We start from the raw sequence: 16,511 nt of genomic DNA, 5'->3' as shown, positions 1-16,511 counted from the left end.
CCACTGGCTGCTATTGTGGCTGCACTGTCGTGGCGTTTTCAGATGCTCTCGCTCGCCGGCAAGATAAATATGTATGACTTGCAGCTTATGATCTTGGTGGGTGTGGGGTTGATGCTTGTTGTTTTGGCAAGTGCGAATCTGCGTGTTCCTTCGCCTGTCAGGTGGGTGGTGACTAAAGGCGCTTACGTTTCTTACGCAATGTATCTGACGCATGAGCCGATTCGTATTTTGATTAGTACGCGTATGAATGTAACTCTGATTTCTAATGCTTGGATTTCGATTTTCCTATGCCTAGTGTTTGCAGCTTTTTGTGCGTGGCTTCTGGAGGATAGACACATAAATTTGCGTAACTGGCTGAAAGCAAAACTAATACAGTCCAAGCAAGTATCGCTAAAGGTCAAAATCCCGAAACTACTTTAACTCGGTTTTCAAAGCCCGTAATTTACGGGCTTTTTTCGGAGAGGGCTATGGAAGTACGGATACCCGCAGATGCTGTGCCATAGGCAACGCTAAAGAGGTTCTTGTAGTTTTTTAAATGTATTTATAAAACAGAGTGGTATGAATTGGCGGTACTCATCGTAAATTCGTTCTAAGACTTCCTTCGTTAATTGGCCTTTTTTGTGATATTTTTTTAGTCCATATATGTTTTCTGTTAATAGCTTTTCAAGCTTGTGCCCATTGTATGTGAGATATGATCTGGGGATAGAAATTATTTGTCCGCCAGAGTATTCGCAATCTATTGATTCAGGATTGAAATTATCTATGTAAGGTTCGATTTTTTGTATTACGTAATTTGCTATTTTTTGCAGGCGTGAGTTAGGCATGAGCATTATGTCAGAAGCGGTTTCATGTTCGCCTAGGTCTAGCTCTGATTTTTTAATGCTTTTGTCTTGGAATAGCAGTAGGGCTACTAGTAAAGGGTCTAGGATATAGTTCTCTATAGCGTATCTTTTTTTATTTCCTAAAACCTCTAAATGGGGAGTTGGGGAATTTTTGCAGTCCCAATCTATTAATCCTTTGATGGTGTTGTTGCCATTTGAAGCAAGGTTTTCAACAATGCTTTTGACGTGTACACAGCCTCCTGCTGCTGCTCTTGATTTCTTTGAGGCGATAAAACTGAGTGAAACTTCTGGGTGTAGATGGTGTTTGATTTTTCTTAGTATTGCGTCGTAATATTCTGCGTCCAAATAACTCTCTACGAACACTTGTCGTCTGTTTTCATAGCTAATGCTAATGCTAGGAACGCCTGAAAGTAGCAAGGATAAAGCGGCGTCTTTACTGGTTTTATTTATACGGATTGAACCCTCTTTGCTCATGACGTAAATGGCCTCTTCTGGACATAAAGCTATAGTTGAGGGCGAGTGAGTTGTAAAAACTACTTTTATGTTTCGTTCGTGTACAAGTAATTTTTGTATGGTGTCAAGCAACGACTTTGTCATTGATGGATGTAAATAAGCATCAATTTCGTCGAAAAGCAGGACGGAGGGATAGTCGATTCTTCCTTCTGCGCCCTTGGTGTGATAAGTGCACAGAGCAAAAGACATTAATATTTTTTCACCAGACGAAAGTTCGTTGAACTTTATCTCTGCCTTGCTAACCGTGTCAGTTAAAATTGGTTCGTAAGGTCTATCCTCTGAGTCATCTGGTTGATTAATTGTAAAAGTTAGATTGCTTGTTTTAAGTATATTGTTTAGGAAGTCCCAAGGTGGTGCGCCATAAGTTTCGTAGAACTCTGCATCACTGAGAGCGGTCACCGCCTCGCACCGCTTATCACGTCGGTAAGAATTTACCCTGTTCTGTAAAAGTTTTCCTTGGTATTCAGAAAAAATTCGAGCAAATGACTGTTGGAATATTTCGACTGGTTGCCAGGAAATTGGGAAGTTTTTGTGGAACGTATTAAAGTCTAAACCTATCAATAATGTTGCACTGTTTTCCGTTATAAGGTGTACAAGTTTAGGGTGGCGGATGGGGTCTTGGGAAATAAACTGAATGGTTAGGTTGTCATTATTTGAGGAGATTCTACTTTTAAGCTCCGAAAAAACCATGTCTAGCTCTAGCTCTGGTATGTCATACTCGATCAAGTCCTCTCTGTTTAATTTTACTATCGTTCTGACTTCTAATTCGTCCAGTTTAGGAAATTTTTTGGTGAATTCTTTGAGTTGGCTTTTATGAATTTCTAAAAGTTCAACGAGTTGACTCCATATGGCGTCTTTCTCTTGTCTTGCTTGAAAGTTTGAAAAGGCCTCGGTATCTTGTGGGATTAAGGTGTTTGCGTCGAATAACCTTATAGTGGTCAAGTCTTGAATTTGGTGTGGTATGGCTTCAATAGTTATTGCTCCTTTAATAAGGCCTTCTAGAAGATGACTTTTTCCTGCACCATTTTTTCCTGTAATTACTGTGAAGTCTGGAAGTTCCAATTCATTAAGTGAGTGTATAGATCTAAAGGGCCGTTCGAGATTCAGCTTCATGAGTTGTCTCTAGTGAAAAATGCAAAATTTTTATAGGGCGTTAAGATTGAAAGTTTAGGAGATGTATGTCCCCCGGCGGTGAACTTTATGTCTGCGGGTTGCCTGACTGCCAAAAACAGTTTCGGTTGACTGCAGGGGAGGAACGTATTTTTCAGGACAGGTACTTTGCATCTAAGCATATCGTGATCCTTCCGCTGGTTAGTCCCTTGCAAAATTACGTATGTTGATCTGAGTGAACGATAGCCTAGCGCCACACCTTGAGAAAAGAGCAAAATTGAGGAACAGTATTGTGCTTTTCAAAAACGGAGACAAGACTTTGTCTTTTCGAGCTTTCAACAGAAGCAGCTTCTCATAACATTTTCTATTGCCCATCATCAGGCTTGCTAGCGTCTATTTTGATTCTCCGCCGGCTTTAGGACCGTTTTCAACTCTCAATGGACGCTTGCGACGCAAACAAATTAGCGGTGATTCATTCGGTAACTTGGCGAGCTGAGACTAAGTGTTAGGTCTATGACCATCTCCCTCGCACCTTCAATGAGATCAACACCCCTCATAGCTCGATCATGCAGTTGATGTAGTACTAAGGCATTGAGTTTCGAGCGGGTGTTCTCCAACTTCACTTCCTCCATGTCTGGAATGACGCTGCCGTAGTGGGCCTGGCGTGCGATGATGCTACGCCAATGCTCGCTCGACTCATCTAGCTTTCCAGAAAAGACGAAGACTGCAGCAGCAGCAATCGTGTCAGCGAGCTGAATGCCATGCGTCGTGCGAGAGTCTGCAAACTCAATTGGCCCTGAAAGGTTGAAAGTCACGGGATGTTCTTGCCCACCCACAAGCTCTGAAAAAACCTTTTCGGTATTGCCAATCATGCCGTTATACATCTCCTGATTGGCTAGGAGCGGCTTGGAGTGATCACAGATCGCGGTAAGCTGCTCGTACTGAGTGCCCCAGTTTGCCAGGAGGGTGAAAAGCGCGCTGTCGGTGAGATCCAATACCCACTTGCCTGTCTCTCCATCAGCAAGAGAGTCCAGCTCCTTTTGAATGTCGGTGTGACGCTTCTGTGCGAATTCTCTGATCATCCTGAGAGTTTCGGAATGAGAAGCATCGGATGAAGAGAAGATCGTCTGTAGGCCTTTCCCATCCAGCTCGCGCATCAGACTTTCAAACTCAGCAAATAGTTCTTCCGCACCTGCTCCACGGGCCATGAACTCTGTGTACAGGATGTTAGCGATGAATCGGTGAAATCCAATCCTGTAGAAAAGCGAGTTCACATCTGAGTAGCAGGGCTCGAATATATACTCGTGAACCTTCCCTGCGAGCGCGAATTTTTTATCTGAGATCGAGATTTTTATGCGCCCATCGAAAGCCTCCAATATTTCAGAAATCGCTTTCCGCCCTTTGGCGAATTTCACTAGGTTGGCGCCTTTAAGCTCACCACCCTGAATGTGGTATTTCTTGATCAATCGCTCAACGAGTGCTTTTGCTTCATCATCATCGGACGCAACGGAGGCGTAGGCAAAATAATTTTGACTCGGATGCAATAGGTTGTTGCCTGTAAAACCGGACTCGTCAAAGTAAATTTTTTGAGACATTACAGCTCCTTACCATCCAATGTTCCACGTACGGCCAGTTTGGACACTAGTCCAGAAAATGCATCTATGCCACCGTGCCACCGTGATCTGGAATCACCTCCGATTATCTAAACAATTACGACTAGCTCCTTTCGGTGACTATGGCCTTTTGTGCATATTTATATTGGCAATCATTAGGCTTGCCTGAGGCGATTCTGAGGTCAACTCGGGAAGCTGATGCCTAGCCGCGATTCGTACCCTTGAGTTTGGCCAAGCCCTGTTTGATGTGGCCAGCGTTCTCTCCAATAGCTTCCAGTGCTCCACGAATATTATCGCCGACCTCTGGCGAAGCCCTCTGTTCCACCCACAACGTCAGCTCCATTACCGCCGCCTCCAAGGCGAGCTGATTGTCATAGATCCTTTCCAGTACATCGGGTAGTGAGTAATCGCCTGACATGGGGTCGACTCCTTTCGAGAAAGATCAAGCATAGCAGCGGCAGTGGAGAAGATGTTTAGGGCAAAATTAGGGCAGATTCAGGGCCGCCATAGACCGCATGGCGCCATGAGCAAAGGACGAAAACATCGTATTTTCTGGCCTTAAGCGGTATGCAGAGACGCAAGAAGGGGTTCGAATCCCTATCCCTCTATGCCGTTAATCGAATGGCTGCTTTTACCAACGAGCACTACGCAAATGGTAAAAAGCAGCCATTTCGCTTATGTCTATGAGGTGTGTCATACCCATATCACCAAGGCGACAGACAAGACCGAAATGGAAAAAGATATGGGATATAAGAAGAGGTGAGGCTGCGGAGATGTAGGTGACGAAGCACGGAAAATCCATTCCGCAACCGAAATAAAGCCGCCCGATTCTAGAGGGCTCCAGCGGCGTGTATATCTTGGTGATGCGGAATAGATTTTTGTATAACTTATTGATAAATAAATGGAAATTTGTGGATTGCAAATCCGCCTACGCCGGTTCGATTCCGACCTCGGCCTCCACTCTTGAAAACCCCGTAGATTAACGTCTACGGGGTTTTTTATTGGGCGAAAGAAAAGGCCCGGGTGCCAACCTCTCGAGCAGGCCGATCTACCTCCCTCCGCATCCGCCTGTGCAGGGAGCATTCCCTTCCCCTTGTGTATGGCGTTGTGCCGTGTCCCTCCCGCGCTCGAAGGTTTTTTCGACGAGTGACGCGTCTAGATCAAGGGTCAGGAGGCTTTTAAGGTTGTCATGGCTCGTGTTGGCGACTACCCTGAAAATGTTCGTATTGTTACGAATAATTTCGGTTGTGGCTGTTTTCAAGTCACGCTACTTCAGGATGAGGAACGAAAATGTTTTCACACGAAGGTCCCGCAATAGAGCTGTTGCTATTCATTTTTGGTCTGGCGATGCTACTTTTGGTCGTTTGGTTTTTTCATCATCAATACGAGCGAAAGACGGGGAAGGGTGTTAAAAAACTACATGATCTCGACGACAAACGCTCAACCTGACGCTGCTGTCGAATGAGCTGATCGAGGCGGCTCCCGCTGGCTCGCACTATTCACTGACGTAAAGATCGAGGGCTGGCTACGATTTCCGAGTCGAGGCCCTCATTCTTGAGCGTACTGAACTCAATCTTCAGCACTCAGTCTCTGACCTGCTGATGCGCTGCGCCTTCACTTCACCCGCGTACCTGGTGATTTTATCCCGCTGAGTTGCCAGCAACGTGCAGATCTTCATTAGCGCCAACGCCTCACTCGGCGTCCTGCTGCTGTTTGCCAGGGCTGTCAGCTCAACCACGGACCAGCCAATCACTGCAGCTGCATCGTCCAGGTCATAAAACAACTCCTGCTGGGCGGTTCTGGGTCCATCGAGGCCCTGTATCAACTCTTTCATCTACTTCTCCGCCTGGTGCTGATTCAGTTCAAGGCCCATGACCACCATGCCGATTTCTGCCAAGTCCGTGCTGTAGGGGATTTCACCGATCCGGCGAAACCCAAACCCCGCGTAAAACCGCTGGGCATTTGAATTGCTCTTGAGCACGTCCAGCCACAGCAAGCGTTCCCCGCGCTGCACCGCCTGATCGCAGATAACCTGCAAAAGTTGCCTGCCATAGCCAAGACCGGCGGCGGACTTGAGGAAATAGATTTTCTGCAGCTCTGCCCCCAATTCGCCGGTGATCGGCGCCGGGGTTGACCAGTTGACCTTGGAGAAACCCAAGGGGTTACCGCGTTCGTCTGAGGCGATAAGCCACGAATGACGGTCGGGCAGCTCAAGTGAGCGGCTGAGCGAATCCCGTGAGAAATCCTGTTCGAGAAAGTCCTGCATGCCTGCGGGAGACCAGAGTGTCGAGAAATGCGCTTGATAGGTCTCGCAGCCGACTGCACGCAGGCTATCGAGATCGGCCTTGGTCGCTGCGCGAATGTTGAGCATGTTCTTCCCCCCCGATTAACGCGTACCCAATGAGTTGACGTGTATCCACCCCAACACAAACCCTACCAAGACGTTACACGAAACCCATGACGGACTTCATTTAACGCGGTCTTACTTGACGTACACCCAACCTTGTAAAGCAGAGAGCGTTGTCATGAAGTTGAATTACCTAACCAAGGCAGCTGTTGTTGTCGCGCTGTTGTCGACCTTGTCGGGCTGCTGGATATTCATGCCGCCGGGCGGTGGCGGGGGTGGTGGCCATGGCGGTGGTGGTCATGGTCAAGGCGGCGGCCCTGGTGGCGGTCCGCGCTGACAGTCAGTCAACGAGAGGCAGGCCATGAACAATGGTCTGCCTCTTTTTTTGCCCCGGATAAATCCCAGGCAAAGAAAAGCCCGCGATGGGGAGCACGGGCTAAAAGGGATGTTCATTAGGAGCTGGGTTCACCATAAGGCCGCGCCTGTGAAAGCTTTGTGAAAACGCCTGAGCCATTTGAACCTGAAGTGTATGCCTCGATCCGTGCCTGGCTGTACGGGGCGCCGGGCGGCATAACCCACTACTGTCGCAGGCCTACCACACCGCTCGGATGCCGCACCATGTCCATGTCTACCAGCCTGCTGTCAGCCTTTGTGCTGTTCGCCTTCGTGTCCTCGATCACCCCAGGGCCGAATAACACCATGTTGCTTGCCTCGGGGGTGAACTTCGGGTTTCGCCGCTCGATGCCCCATGCGCTGGGGATCAGTATCGGATTCATGCTGCTGGTGATTTCGGTCGGCCTGGGCCTGGGCGAAGTGTTCAAGGTATTCCCGTGGGCCTACACAGTGTTGCGCTACGTGGGCGCGGCGTACTTGCTGTACCTGGCCTGGAAGATCGCCACGGCGGGCGGCATGTCCGATAGCAATGAGGAACACGGCAAGCCCATGACCTTCCTCGGCGCGGCGGCGTTCCAATGGGTCAACCCCAAGGCGTGGATCATGGCGCTCGGGGCCATCACTACTTACACCCCCGCCGAGGGTTATGTCACCAACGTGCTGGTGATCGCGCTGGTCTTTGCCGTGGTCAACCTGCCCAGTGTGTGCGTGTGGGTCGGGTGTGGCAGCGGCTTGCGCAATGTGCTGCGCGAACCGCGCTGGGTAAGGCTGTTCAACTGGTCAATGGCCGGGTTGCTGGTGCTGTCGCTGTACCCGATGTTGTTTGCCGGCTAGGTGCTAAACCGGCGAGATGGTCGCCAGCAGGCCGATGCCGATGGTCAGCACTAAAAAACCGAACAGGAAAATTGCCATCTTGGTCATAAGGCCTCCGAAGGGAAGGGGGTGGGAATGGTGGCCATTGTCCGCCCAGGCGGCGTTTCAATACAGGCGCAGATAGCAAAGAAAAAACCGTATCAGATGCGCCGGCGAGGTTTCTGCCACGGGCTTTTGGGGCCTGTGGTTTTTTCAAGATCAGTGCCTGAGACAGCCAGCGTTTTTCCCCCTAAGATGGCGCCCATTGCATCAACAATAAAAGTGGGCCAACCCTCGATGGAAAGACGCCAGTTCAGCGGTGGCATGAAAGGCAAGAACCTGCGCTACCTCAACGAAACCTCCCAGCCGGCATCGGTCAGCCGCGTCGGCTTCCTGCTGCTCGAACACTTCTCCCTGCCGGCATTCACCCAGACCCTCGACACCGTGGTCACCGCCAACCTGCTGCGACCTGATCTGTTCGCCACGCGCACCTTCGGTTGTGACGACGGGGAAGTCATCAGCGACCTGGGCCTGGTGATCCGCCCCGACGCGCGTCTCGATGCGCCCGCGCTGCAAGGCCTGGATCTGCTGGTGATCTGCGGGGGCTTTCGTACCGAACTCAAGGCTGACGACCAACTGATCCAACTGCTGCGTAGTGCCGCCGAGCAGGGCGTGAGCCTCGCGGGGTTGTGGAACGGCGCATGGTTCCTCGGCCGCGCCGGCCTGCTGCAGGGCTACCGCTGCGCCATCCACCCCGAACACCGCCCGGCCCTGGCGGAAGTGTCCAAGGCCACCCACGTTACCAGCGAGCCCTACGTGATAGACCGCGACCGCCTCACCGCGTCGAGCCCCTCCGGCGCTTTCCACATGGCCCTGGACTGGATCAAAAGCTTGCACGACAAAGCCCTGGTCGAAGGTGTCGAAGACATCCTCGCCTTTGAAGAGTCGCGTTACCGGCGGATCAAACCCACTGAAAACGTCAGCGTCAGCGCGCCCCTGCGCGAAGTGGTCAAGCTGATGGACGCCAACCTCGAAGAACCGCTGGAACTCGACCAACTCGCCGTCTACGCCGGCCGCTCGCGCCGCCAACTGGAGCGCCTGTTCAAGGAACAACTGGGCACCACGCCGCAGCGCTACTACATGGAACTGCGCGTCACCGAAGCACGCCGGCTGTTGCAGCACACCGAACTGTCACAGGTGGAAGTGCTGGTGGCGTGCGGGTTTGTCTCGCCGAGCCATTTCAGCAAATGCTACAGCTCGTATTTCGGATATCGCCCCTCCAAGGAGAAGCGGTTGGTCAAGTAAAGTGACTGCCGCTCTATGCGCGCCGGCATGATTTTTCAAGGAGGACCCATGTCTCTTACACGTTTGGATCGTTATCGCGGCAGTCTGCTGGGTTTGGCCTGTGGCGATGCAGTCGGGACCACGGTGGAGTTCATGCCCCGTGGCACATTTACTCCGCTCACCGATATGGTGGGAGGAGGGCCGTTCAACCTCAAGCCCGGCCAGTGGACCGACGATACATCAATGGCGCTGTGCCTGGCCGAAAGTCTGTTGCGCAAAGAGGGTTTTGACGCGGCGGATCAGATGGGCCGCTATCTGAATTGGTGGAAATGGGGCTATTTGAGTTCCACCGGCGACTGTTTCGATATTGGCCTGACCGTGAGTAAGGCGCTAACGGCCTATCAAGACAGTGCAAACCCCTTTTCAGGCTCTACGGACCCGTATTCCGCCGGAAATGGTTCGATGATGCGCCTTGCACCGGTGGTGTTGTTTTACTTTCCGGACCTTCAACGTATCCGCCATTACGCCGCCGAAAGCTCGCGCACCACCCACGCTGCTCAGGAGGCAATCGAGTGCTGCCTGGTGCTGGCCCAGGCAATCAGCAATGCGCTTGAGGGTGTTTCAAAGGATCAGGTATTGCAGTTGGCGCAGATGGACCTAGCGGCGGCCAACGTCGCCGCACTTGCGCAGGGCAATTACCTGGAGAAGTCCCGTGATGATATCGTCGGCACCGGCTACGCCGTGGCGTCCCTTGAGGCCGCACTCTGGTGCTTCCACCATACCGACAGCTTTGCGGCGGCAGTGCTGATGGCGGCCAATCTGGGCGATGACGCAGACACTACCGCAGCCATCGTTGGCCAACTGGCCGGTGCATATTATGGCGCCCAAGCGATTCCTGGCGGCTGGTTGGAAAAGCTGTGGATGCGCGAAGAAATCCAAGGCATGGCGGATGCCCTGTTGGCAGCTTCGACCGGTAGTCTCGTTCAGTGAAGCGAGCACCGTCTGCAAAACCATGAAGATCAAATGTGGGAGTTGTCGAGCTCAATTGTGGTGAGCGGGCTTGTCGAATCGTCGCACCGCCCGCGTTGGGCTGCGCAGCAGCCCCAAAACCAGGCGCAGAGGAGTGCCTGAGACTCCGCATTCGTCTTGATCAGGGGCGCTTCGCCCCCCACGCGGGGCAAGCCCGCTCACCACATGAAATAGCGTATGCAAGTTGCTGTGCTTGGACGTGGCGGTTCTTCTCAAAACCGCCCCAGTCGATACGGCCCTAGCGCCGGCAACCCCGAAAACTCAGGCGCTCCCGACGCCATTTGCCCCACCATCTCCGCCGTCACCGCCGCCTGGGTCAGCCCCAAATGCTGATGCCCAAACGCAAGCAGCACCTTCCCGTCACACACCCGATCAATAATCGGCAGCGAATCCGGCAGCGACGGTCTGAAGCCCATCCACGGCGTCGCGTCCTCGGCACTCAGGTCCTCACGGAACAGTCCCTGGCTTAACCTATGCAACTGCCACGCCCGCGCCATGTTCGGCGGGCGGTCGAGGCCGGCGAATTCCACGGTGCCGGCCAGGCGAAGGCCGCCTGTCATGGGCGTCATGATGAACTTGCGCTCCAGGGACGTGACGGCAAACGGCAGGCGCTGCTGTTCATGGGGCAGCATCAGGTGATAGCCCCGTTCGGTGTCCAGCGGGACTTTTTTGCCGGTCAGGGCGGCGGTGAGTCTGGCCGAGTGGGCGCCACAGGCGATCAGGACCTGGCGGGCGGCAAAGGTGCCTTGATCGGTGCTCACGGTGATGCCATCGCCTTCAATCCGCGCATCCAGCACCTGGTGTTGGAGGAGCTGCACGCCACTGGCCTTCGCCACCTCCACCAATTCGCAGACCAACCGGTAAGGGTCGAGGAAGTGTCCTGTTCGCGGGAAAAACAGGCCGCCCTGGATCTGGGCGCCCAATTGCGGGATAGCTTCACGTATGGCATCCGCCGACCAGAAATCCACCGGCACGTTTTGCTGCCGCATACGCTGTTGCAACCCATCGATGGCCGCGCGGGAGTCTGAACGTTCGAACACCAGCAGCGAGCCATCTTCGCGCAACAGCTCCGGGCGCTGAATACTGGCCAGCAACCGTTGCCAGGCGCCAAGGCTCGCTTCATTGAGCGCGCGCAGACCCTTCACCGTGCTCTGGTAACTCGCCGGGCGCAGGTTCAGCAGCAGGCGGATGAACCAGGGCAGGGCGCGCGGCAGGTATTTCCAGTCCAGGCGCAGCGGGCCCATGGGGTCCGTGAGCATGGCGGGCAAGCGTTTGAGGATCGACAGGTCGGCGATCGGGAACACTTGCTCGGTCGCCAAGTGCCCGGCGTTGCCGTAGGAGGCGCCCATGCCGGGCGCCTGCTGGTCGATCACCCGCACTTTCCGCCCCTGGCGCGCCAGCTGCAGGGCGCAGGCAACGCCAATGATGCCGGCTCCGATTACGGTGATATCCGCAGGGTCAGGGTCGTGCATCCGCTACGCCTCTCTCGACCAGTTGGCATACCACTGGCGAAACAGCGCGTACTGGGTTTCGGCGTAACGCCGCTGGGCATCGCTGAGCACATCGGTCTCGTTGAAGTGCAGGGCGTAGCCCGTGTCGCCGTTAAGCACCATCAGGTGCTTGTAATACAGCACCAGGTCACAGCCTTCATCGAAGGAAGACAGCACCGCCAGCGCCGCTTCCAGTTCCCGGGCCTGGCGCCGGGCCTTGGCATCGCCCTTGGCGGCTTGCTTGCTCAGGGCCACCAGGTGCAGCACTTCGCGGGGCAAGGCATTGCCGACGCCGGTGATCGCGCCCGTGGCGTTGCAGTTGACGAAACCGTGCACCACCTGGGTATCGACGCCGACCATCAGGGTCACGCTGTCGTCCTGGGAGGTGATGTGCTCGGCGGCATAGCGCAGGTCGGCAGCGCCACCGAACTCCTTGAAGCCGATCAGGTTCGGGTGTTCGCGGCGCAGTTCGAAGAACAACTCCGCGCGGGTGGCAAAGCCGTAGTAAGGGCTGTTGTAGATCACCGCCGGCAGGTTGGGCGCGGCCTCGAGGATTGCCGAGAAATGCGCCTTTTGCGCGGTGGCGGACGCACCTCTGGACAGCACGCGCGGGATCACCATCAAGCCCTGGGCGCCGACCTTGGCCGCGTGGGCGGCGTGGGCCACCGCCTCGCGGCTGTTCACCGCACCGGTACCGACAATGGTCGGCACCCCGGCCGCCACCAGGCGCGCCACGCCTTCCTGGCGCTCGGCTTCGGTGAGCAACGGCCAGTCGCCCATGGACCCGCAATACACCACGGCGCTCATGCCGATATCGATCAACTCGCGGCCCTTGGCGACCAGCGCGTCGAAGTCCGGCTTGCGCACGGCGGTGCATGGGGTCATCAGCGCGGGGATGCAACCGGTGAAGATGTTGTCGCTCATTGTTCTGGCTCCTTGCAGCGTTCAATCAAAGGGGTTGGGCTCAGATGCCCCAGGCAAACGGGTCTTGCTCGTCGATCAGCAAGGTGCTGTCGGCGGTCATGTAGGCGCGGCCGGTGATGAAGGGGATGACACGTGTGCCGTCCCATTCATATCGGCCTTCGAAGCGGCTGCCGGTGATGCTGGCTTGTACCCAGGTTTCACCGGGGTTGAGTTTCCCATCGGCGGCCAGGCACGCCAGCTTGGCGCTGGTACCGGTGCCGCAGGGGGAGCGATCGTAGGCTTTGCCAGGGCACATGACGAAGTTGCGGCTGTCGGCGTGGGCATCGTCGGCGAACAGTTCGACATGGTCGATCAGGGCGCCGTCTGCACCGTGGATGCCCTGGGCCTCGAGGGCCTTGAGCATCGCCCAGGTGTAGTCGGTGAGAGCGTCGACGTTGTCCATTGCCAGCGCCATGCCGTGCTCGGACACCAGGAAGAACCAGTTGCCGCCCCAGGCAATATCGCCCTGGACTGCGCCATGCCCCGGCACATCCACCGTCACCTGCTGGCGATAGCGATAGGCAGGCACGTTGCGCAGGGTCACGGCGCCGTCGTCGTGCAAGGTCGCGGCCACCGGCCCCACCGGGGTGTCGAGGGTGTGCACGCCCGGCTGGATGCGCCCCAAGTGGCGCAGGGACGCCACCAGGCCGATGGTGCCGTGGCCGCACATGCCCAGGTAACCGGCGTTATTGAAGAAGATCACCCCGCAGGTAGCGCCCGGGGTGACGGGCGCGCAGTACAGCGCGCCCACCAGTACGTCATTGCCACGGGGTTCCAGCAGGCACGCGCGGCGCCACGGGTCGTGCTCCGTGCGCAGGTTTTCCAACTGGTCGGCGATGCTCGCGCCCTTGAGCGCGGGGAAGCCGGTCATCACCAGGCGCGTGGGTTCGCCGCCGGTGTGGGAGTCGATCACATGCAGTCGCTTCATAACGCGCTCCATCAATAAGAGCTGTGGGCTGCCTTCTTGTGAGTGTAGGGATAGGCATGCAGTGGCCCTATCGTGAACGCGCAGGCTGGGCGGCGATTGATGTTTTTTGCCGGCATCGATGACGAAATCAGCACAGTTCGCCCTGCTCGACAGCACCCCGGGCATGGGGCAATCTGCTTGCCATCAGGGCGAAAGCCGGGGAGAGACACTCATGCTTCAACGCGCGTTTGCGAGCCTTTGCCAAGGGGCCAGTCCTCCCCACAACATCGAGCAGCTACTGGCCGGTGTGGGGCAACTGCTGCCGATGCTGGATGTGATCCCCAATGCCGCGATCTTCATCAAGGACTTGGACGCTCGTTACGTGCTTGCCAACCGCACCCTGGTGCAGCGCTGCGGCCTCAAGCAGTTGCAACCATTGCTGGGCAAGACCAGCGCCGACGTTTTTCCCGCACCATTGGGGCCGGGCTACACCGAGCAGGACCGGCGCGTGCTGCAGCAGGGTTTTGTGCTGGAAGACCAACTCGAACTGCACCTCTACGGCAGCCGCGAACCCGGCTGGTGCCTCACCCACAAATGGCCGCTGTACAACCACGAAGGCCGCATCATCGGCCTGGCCGGGATCTCGGTCGACCTGCAATCGGCCAGCCAGACCCACCCGGCCTACCAACGCCTGGCCGCCGTGGACGAGCACATCCGCACGCACTTCAACCGCCGCGTCACCCTCGGCGAACTGACGCGCATCGCCGGGATTTCTGTGGCGCAACTGGAGCGCTACTGCAAGCGCGTGTTCCACCTGACACCCCGGCAGATGATCCAGAAAGTACGCTTGGAACACGCCCATCGGTTGTTGCACAGCGACATGCCGATCACCGAGGTTGCGCTGCAGTGCGGCTATACCGACCACAGCGCGTTCACCCGGCAGTTCAAGGCATCGACGGGGTTTACGCCGAGGCAGTATCGGAAAACCTGCTGAGCGCCCGAGCCCCCGTTCAGGCACGCCACATTGCAATGCAACGAATGGCCCACCGAGCCCTCATATGTTCACGAGTAATGTTTAACCACGACAGGTACCACGCTTATGACCGCGGCTGAAAACAACCATGTGAACTGGCTGGTGGAACAATCGATGCTGCACGCGGCACGCCAGCGCGCCAAGCTCTATTCGGGCCAGGGCCGGTTGTGGCAGCAGCCGTACGCGCAGACCCGGCCCCGTGATGCCTCGGCCTTGTCGTCGGTGTGGTTTACCGCCTACCCGGCGTCGATTGTGACGCGCGAGGGCGGTACGGTGCTGGAGGCGCTGGGGGATGAAACGCTGTGGCATGCGCTGTCGAAGATCGGCATCCAGGGCATCCATAACGGCCCGCTGAAAAAATCCGGTGGCCTGACCGGCACCCGGCACACGCCGACCATCGACGGCAATTTCGACCGCATCAGCTTCGAGATCGACCCGCAGTTGGGCACCGAGGCGCAGTTGCAGGCGTTGACGCGCATGGCGGCGGCGCACAATGCAGTGATCATCGACGACGTGATTCCGTCCCACACCGGCAAGGGCGCGGACTTTCGCCTGGCGGAGATGGCCTACGAGGATTACCCCGGCCTTTACCATATGGTGGAGATCCGTGAGGAAGACTGGCCGCTGCTGCCCGACGTGGCCGAGGGTCGTGATGCGCAGAACCTCAGCCCGGCCCAGGTGGACGCCCTGCGCGACAAGCACTATATCGTCGGCCAGTTACAGCGGGTGATCTTCTTCGAGCCCGGCGTCAAGGAAACCGACTGGAGCACCACGCCGGTGGTCATCGGCGTGGATGGCAAGCCGCGTCGCTGGGTGTACCTGCATTACTTCAAGGAAGGCCAGCCGTCTCTGAACTGGCTCGACCCGACCTTCGCCGCGCAGCAGATGATCATCGGCGACGCCTTGCACGCCATCGACGTGATGGGCGCGAAAATCCTGCGCCTGGATGCCAATGGTTTCCTCGGTGTGGAACGCACCCTCGATGGCACGGCCTGGTCCGAGAGCCATCCGCTGTCGATCACCGGCAACCAGCTGCTCGGCGGGGCGATTCGCAAGGCCGGCGGTTTCAGCTTCCAGGAGTTGAACCTCACGGTGGATGACATTGCGTCGATGTCCCACGGCGGCGCCGACCTGTCCTATGACTTCATCACCCGTCCGGCGTACCAGCACGCGCTGTTGATGGGCGATGCCGAATTCCTGCGCCTGATGCTGCGCGAAATGCACCGCCAGGGCATCGACCCCGGCTCGCTGATCCACGCGTTGCAGAACCACGATGAGCTGACCCTGGAACTGGTGCACTTCTGGACCCTGCATGCCCACGACACCTTCCTTTACCAGGGGCAGACATTCCCCGGCAATATCCTGCGCGAGCACATCCGCGAGCAGATGTACGAACGCCTGGCCGGCGAGCACGCGCCGTATAACCTCAAGTTCGTGACCAATGGCGTGTCCTGCACCACCGCCAGCATCATCACGGCGGCGTTGGGCATTCGCGACCTGGAGGCGATCAGTGCTGCCGACATCCAACAGATTCGCCAGATCCATTTACTGCTGGTGATGTACAACGCCATGCAGCCGGGGGTGTTCGCCTTGTCCGGCTGGGACCTGGTAGGCGCGCTGCCGTTGGCCGCCGAGGACGTCGAGCACTTGATGCAGGATGGCGATACCCGCTGGATTCATCGCGGCGCCTACGACCTGGTGGACCTGAACCCGGACGCAGAATTGTCGGCCGGCCAGATGCCGCGCTCGAAAAGCCTCTACGGCAGCCTCAACAGCCAGTTGCAGGACCCGGACTCGTTCGCCTCGCAACTGCAAAAGATCCTCGCCGTGCGCCGCGCCTACGACATCGCCGCCAGCCGCCAGATACTGGTGCCCGACGTGCAGAACCCCGGCCTGCTGATCATGGTCCACGAATTGCCGGCCGGCAGAGGCACGCAAATCACCGCGCTGAACTTCGGCGCCACGCCGATCACCGAAACCCTGAACCTGCCGGATATCGCGGCGGGGATGGTGGTGGACATCATCAACGAACGGGTGGAGGGCGACCTGACGGCGGAGGGCGAGTTCACCATTACCCTGGATGCGTACGAGGGGTTGGCGCTGCGGGTTATCAGCAGCACGCCGATGTAACCTCA

At 56.3% G+C, this 16,511-nt stretch carries 15 protein-coding genes; 7 read left to right on the top strand and 8 right to left on the bottom strand.

The window, feature by feature from the left end:
* The first annotated feature begins 42 nt into the window (after nt 1-42).
* Nucleotides 43-420 carry a hypothetical protein gene (locus AC07OT_RS02510; protein ID WP_495107355.1) on the top strand — a complete coding sequence of 126 codons (378 nt, stop codon included), beginning with the start codon at nt 43-45 and terminating at the stop codon, nt 418-420.
* An 89-nt stretch (nt 421-509) separates the two neighbouring features.
* On the opposite strand, the gene AC07OT_RS02505 is transcribed toward AC07OT_RS02510, so the two are convergent.
* The 5 genes from AC07OT_RS02505 to AC07OT_RS02485 all read right to left on the bottom strand — a co-directional run bounded on the left by AC07OT_RS02505 (nt 510) and on the right by AC07OT_RS02485 (nt 6,449).
* Nucleotides 510-2,468, bottom strand: a complete 1,959-nt coding sequence (locus tag AC07OT_RS02505) for an ATP-binding protein (RefSeq protein WP_495107354.1) — start codon at nt 2,466-2,468, stop codon at nt 510-512.
* Between the two features lie 458 nt (nt 2,469-2,926).
* Nucleotides 2,927-4,060: a DUF3800 domain-containing protein gene (locus AC07OT_RS02500; RefSeq protein ID WP_495107353.1), complete on the bottom strand. Its 1,134-nt coding sequence runs from the start codon at nt 4,058-4,060 to the stop codon at nt 2,927-2,929.
* 220 nt (nt 4,061-4,280) lie between these two features.
* The gene (locus AC07OT_RS02495; protein WP_305469040.1) at nt 4,281-4,496 is read right to left on the bottom strand and encodes a hypothetical protein; all 216 of its coding nucleotides are present in this window, start codon (nt 4,494-4,496) and stop codon (nt 4,281-4,283) included.
* 1,158 nt (nt 4,497-5,654) lie between these two features.
* Nucleotides 5,655-5,912 (bottom strand): hypothetical protein, encoded by a 258-nt coding sequence (locus tag AC07OT_RS02490; RefSeq protein ID WP_495107352.1) that lies wholly within the window; start codon nt 5,910-5,912, stop codon nt 5,655-5,657.
* Nucleotides 5,913-6,449, bottom strand: a complete 537-nt coding sequence (locus tag AC07OT_RS02485) for a GNAT family N-acetyltransferase (protein ID WP_495107351.1) — start codon at nt 6,447-6,449, stop codon at nt 5,913-5,915.
* A gap of 154 nt (nt 6,450-6,603) precedes the next feature.
* Between AC07OT_RS02485 and AC07OT_RS02480 the strand changes: the two genes are divergently transcribed.
* From AC07OT_RS02480 to AC07OT_RS02465, 4 genes are all read left to right on the top strand, one after another.
* A complete protein-coding gene (locus AC07OT_RS02480) occupies nt 6,604-6,762 on the top strand; it encodes a hypothetical protein (protein ID WP_167361111.1) in 159 nt (52 codons plus the stop codon).
* Nucleotides 6,763-7,043: 281 nt separating this feature from the next.
* Nucleotides 7,044-7,652 carry a LysE family translocator gene (locus AC07OT_RS02475; RefSeq protein WP_065941675.1) on the top strand — a complete coding sequence of 203 codons (609 nt, stop codon included), beginning with the start codon at nt 7,044-7,046 and terminating at the stop codon, nt 7,650-7,652.
* Nucleotides 7,653-7,967: 315 nt separating this feature from the next.
* The gene (locus AC07OT_RS02470) at nt 7,968-8,975 is read left to right on the top strand and encodes a GlxA family transcriptional regulator (RefSeq protein ID WP_495107350.1); all 1,008 of its coding nucleotides are present in this window, start codon (nt 7,968-7,970) and stop codon (nt 8,973-8,975) included.
* 48 nt (nt 8,976-9,023) lie between these two features.
* Nucleotides 9,024-9,944, top strand: a complete 921-nt coding sequence (locus AC07OT_RS02465) for an ADP-ribosylglycohydrolase family protein (protein WP_115487409.1) — start codon at nt 9,024-9,026, stop codon at nt 9,942-9,944.
* Nucleotides 9,945-10,195: 251 nt separating this feature from the next.
* Here the strand turns inward: AC07OT_RS02465 and AC07OT_RS02460 are convergent, their stop codons facing one another.
* From AC07OT_RS02460 to AC07OT_RS02450, 3 genes are read right to left on the bottom strand one after another with little or no spacing between them, the layout of a single operon-like run.
* On the bottom strand, nt 10,196-11,455 hold the full coding sequence (locus AC07OT_RS02460; protein WP_495107349.1) for an NAD(P)/FAD-dependent oxidoreductase: 1,260 nt from the start codon (nt 11,453-11,455) through the stop codon (nt 10,196-10,198).
* Nucleotides 11,456-11,458: 3 nt separating this feature from the next.
* Nucleotides 11,459-12,397, bottom strand: a complete 939-nt coding sequence (locus tag AC07OT_RS02455) for a dihydrodipicolinate synthase family protein (RefSeq protein ID WP_495107348.1) — start codon at nt 12,395-12,397, stop codon at nt 11,459-11,461.
* Nucleotides 12,398-12,437: 40 nt separating this feature from the next.
* The gene (locus tag AC07OT_RS02450; RefSeq protein WP_495107347.1) at nt 12,438-13,364 is read right to left on the bottom strand and encodes a 4-hydroxyproline epimerase; all 927 of its coding nucleotides are present in this window, start codon (nt 13,362-13,364) and stop codon (nt 12,438-12,440) included.
* Between the two features lie 211 nt (nt 13,365-13,575).
* Between AC07OT_RS02450 and AC07OT_RS02445 the strand changes: the two genes are divergently transcribed.
* Together AC07OT_RS02445 and treS are read left to right on the top strand one after the other, a co-directional pair.
* Entirely contained in the window at nt 13,576-14,337 is a 762-nt protein-coding gene (locus AC07OT_RS02445; protein WP_495107346.1) for a PAS domain-containing protein, read from the top strand.
* Nucleotides 14,338-14,442: 105 nt separating this feature from the next.
* A complete protein-coding gene (gene treS / locus AC07OT_RS02440; RefSeq protein ID WP_495107345.1) occupies nt 14,443-16,506 on the top strand; it encodes a maltose alpha-D-glucosyltransferase in 2,064 nt (687 codons plus the stop codon).
* Nucleotides 16,507-16,511: the final 5 nt, after the last annotated feature.

The sequence above is a fragment of the Pseudomonas sp. GW821-FHT09C10 genome (genome assembly GCF_059418085.1).
This window is presented reverse-complemented; position numbering and strand designations above follow the sequence as displayed.

Bases quoted from the DNA above. Each gene is read 5' to 3' on its own strand.
- AC07OT_RS02510 (WP_495107355.1), top strand. From the start codon at position 43: ATGCTCTCGCTCGCCGGCAAGATAAATATGTATGACTTGCAGCTTATG.
- AC07OT_RS02505 (WP_495107354.1), bottom strand. From the start codon at position 2,468: ATGAAGCTGAATCTCGAACGGCCCTTTAGATCTATACACTCACTTAAT.
- AC07OT_RS02500 (WP_495107353.1), bottom strand. From the start codon at position 4,060: ATGTCTCAAAAAATTTACTTTGACGAGTCCGGTTTTACAGGCAACAAC.
- AC07OT_RS02495 (WP_305469040.1), bottom strand. From the start codon at position 4,496: ATGTCAGGCGATTACTCACTACCCGATGTACTGGAAAGGATCTATGAC.
- AC07OT_RS02490 (WP_495107352.1), bottom strand. From the start codon at position 5,912: ATGAAAGAGTTGATACAGGGCCTCGATGGACCCAGAACCGCCCAGCAG.
- AC07OT_RS02485 (WP_495107351.1), bottom strand. From the start codon at position 6,449: ATGCTCAACATTCGCGCAGCGACCAAGGCCGATCTCGATAGCCTGCGT.
- AC07OT_RS02480 (WP_167361111.1), top strand. From the start codon at position 6,604: ATGAAGTTGAATTACCTAACCAAGGCAGCTGTTGTTGTCGCGCTGTTG.
- AC07OT_RS02475 (WP_065941675.1), top strand. From the start codon at position 7,044: ATGTCCATGTCTACCAGCCTGCTGTCAGCCTTTGTGCTGTTCGCCTTC.
- AC07OT_RS02470 (WP_495107350.1), top strand. From the start codon at position 7,968: ATGGAAAGACGCCAGTTCAGCGGTGGCATGAAAGGCAAGAACCTGCGC.
- AC07OT_RS02465 (WP_115487409.1), top strand. From the start codon at position 9,024: ATGTCTCTTACACGTTTGGATCGTTATCGCGGCAGTCTGCTGGGTTTG.
- AC07OT_RS02460 (WP_495107349.1), bottom strand. From the start codon at position 11,455: ATGCACGACCCTGACCCTGCGGATATCACCGTAATCGGAGCCGGCATC.
- AC07OT_RS02455 (WP_495107348.1), bottom strand. From the start codon at position 12,397: ATGAGCGACAACATCTTCACCGGTTGCATCCCCGCGCTGATGACCCCA.
- AC07OT_RS02450 (WP_495107347.1), bottom strand. From the start codon at position 13,364: ATGAAGCGACTGCATGTGATCGACTCCCACACCGGCGGCGAACCCACG.
- AC07OT_RS02445 (WP_495107346.1), top strand. From the start codon at position 13,576: ATGCTTCAACGCGCGTTTGCGAGCCTTTGCCAAGGGGCCAGTCCTCCC.
- treS (WP_495107345.1), top strand. From the start codon at position 14,443: ATGACCGCGGCTGAAAACAACCATGTGAACTGGCTGGTGGAACAATCG.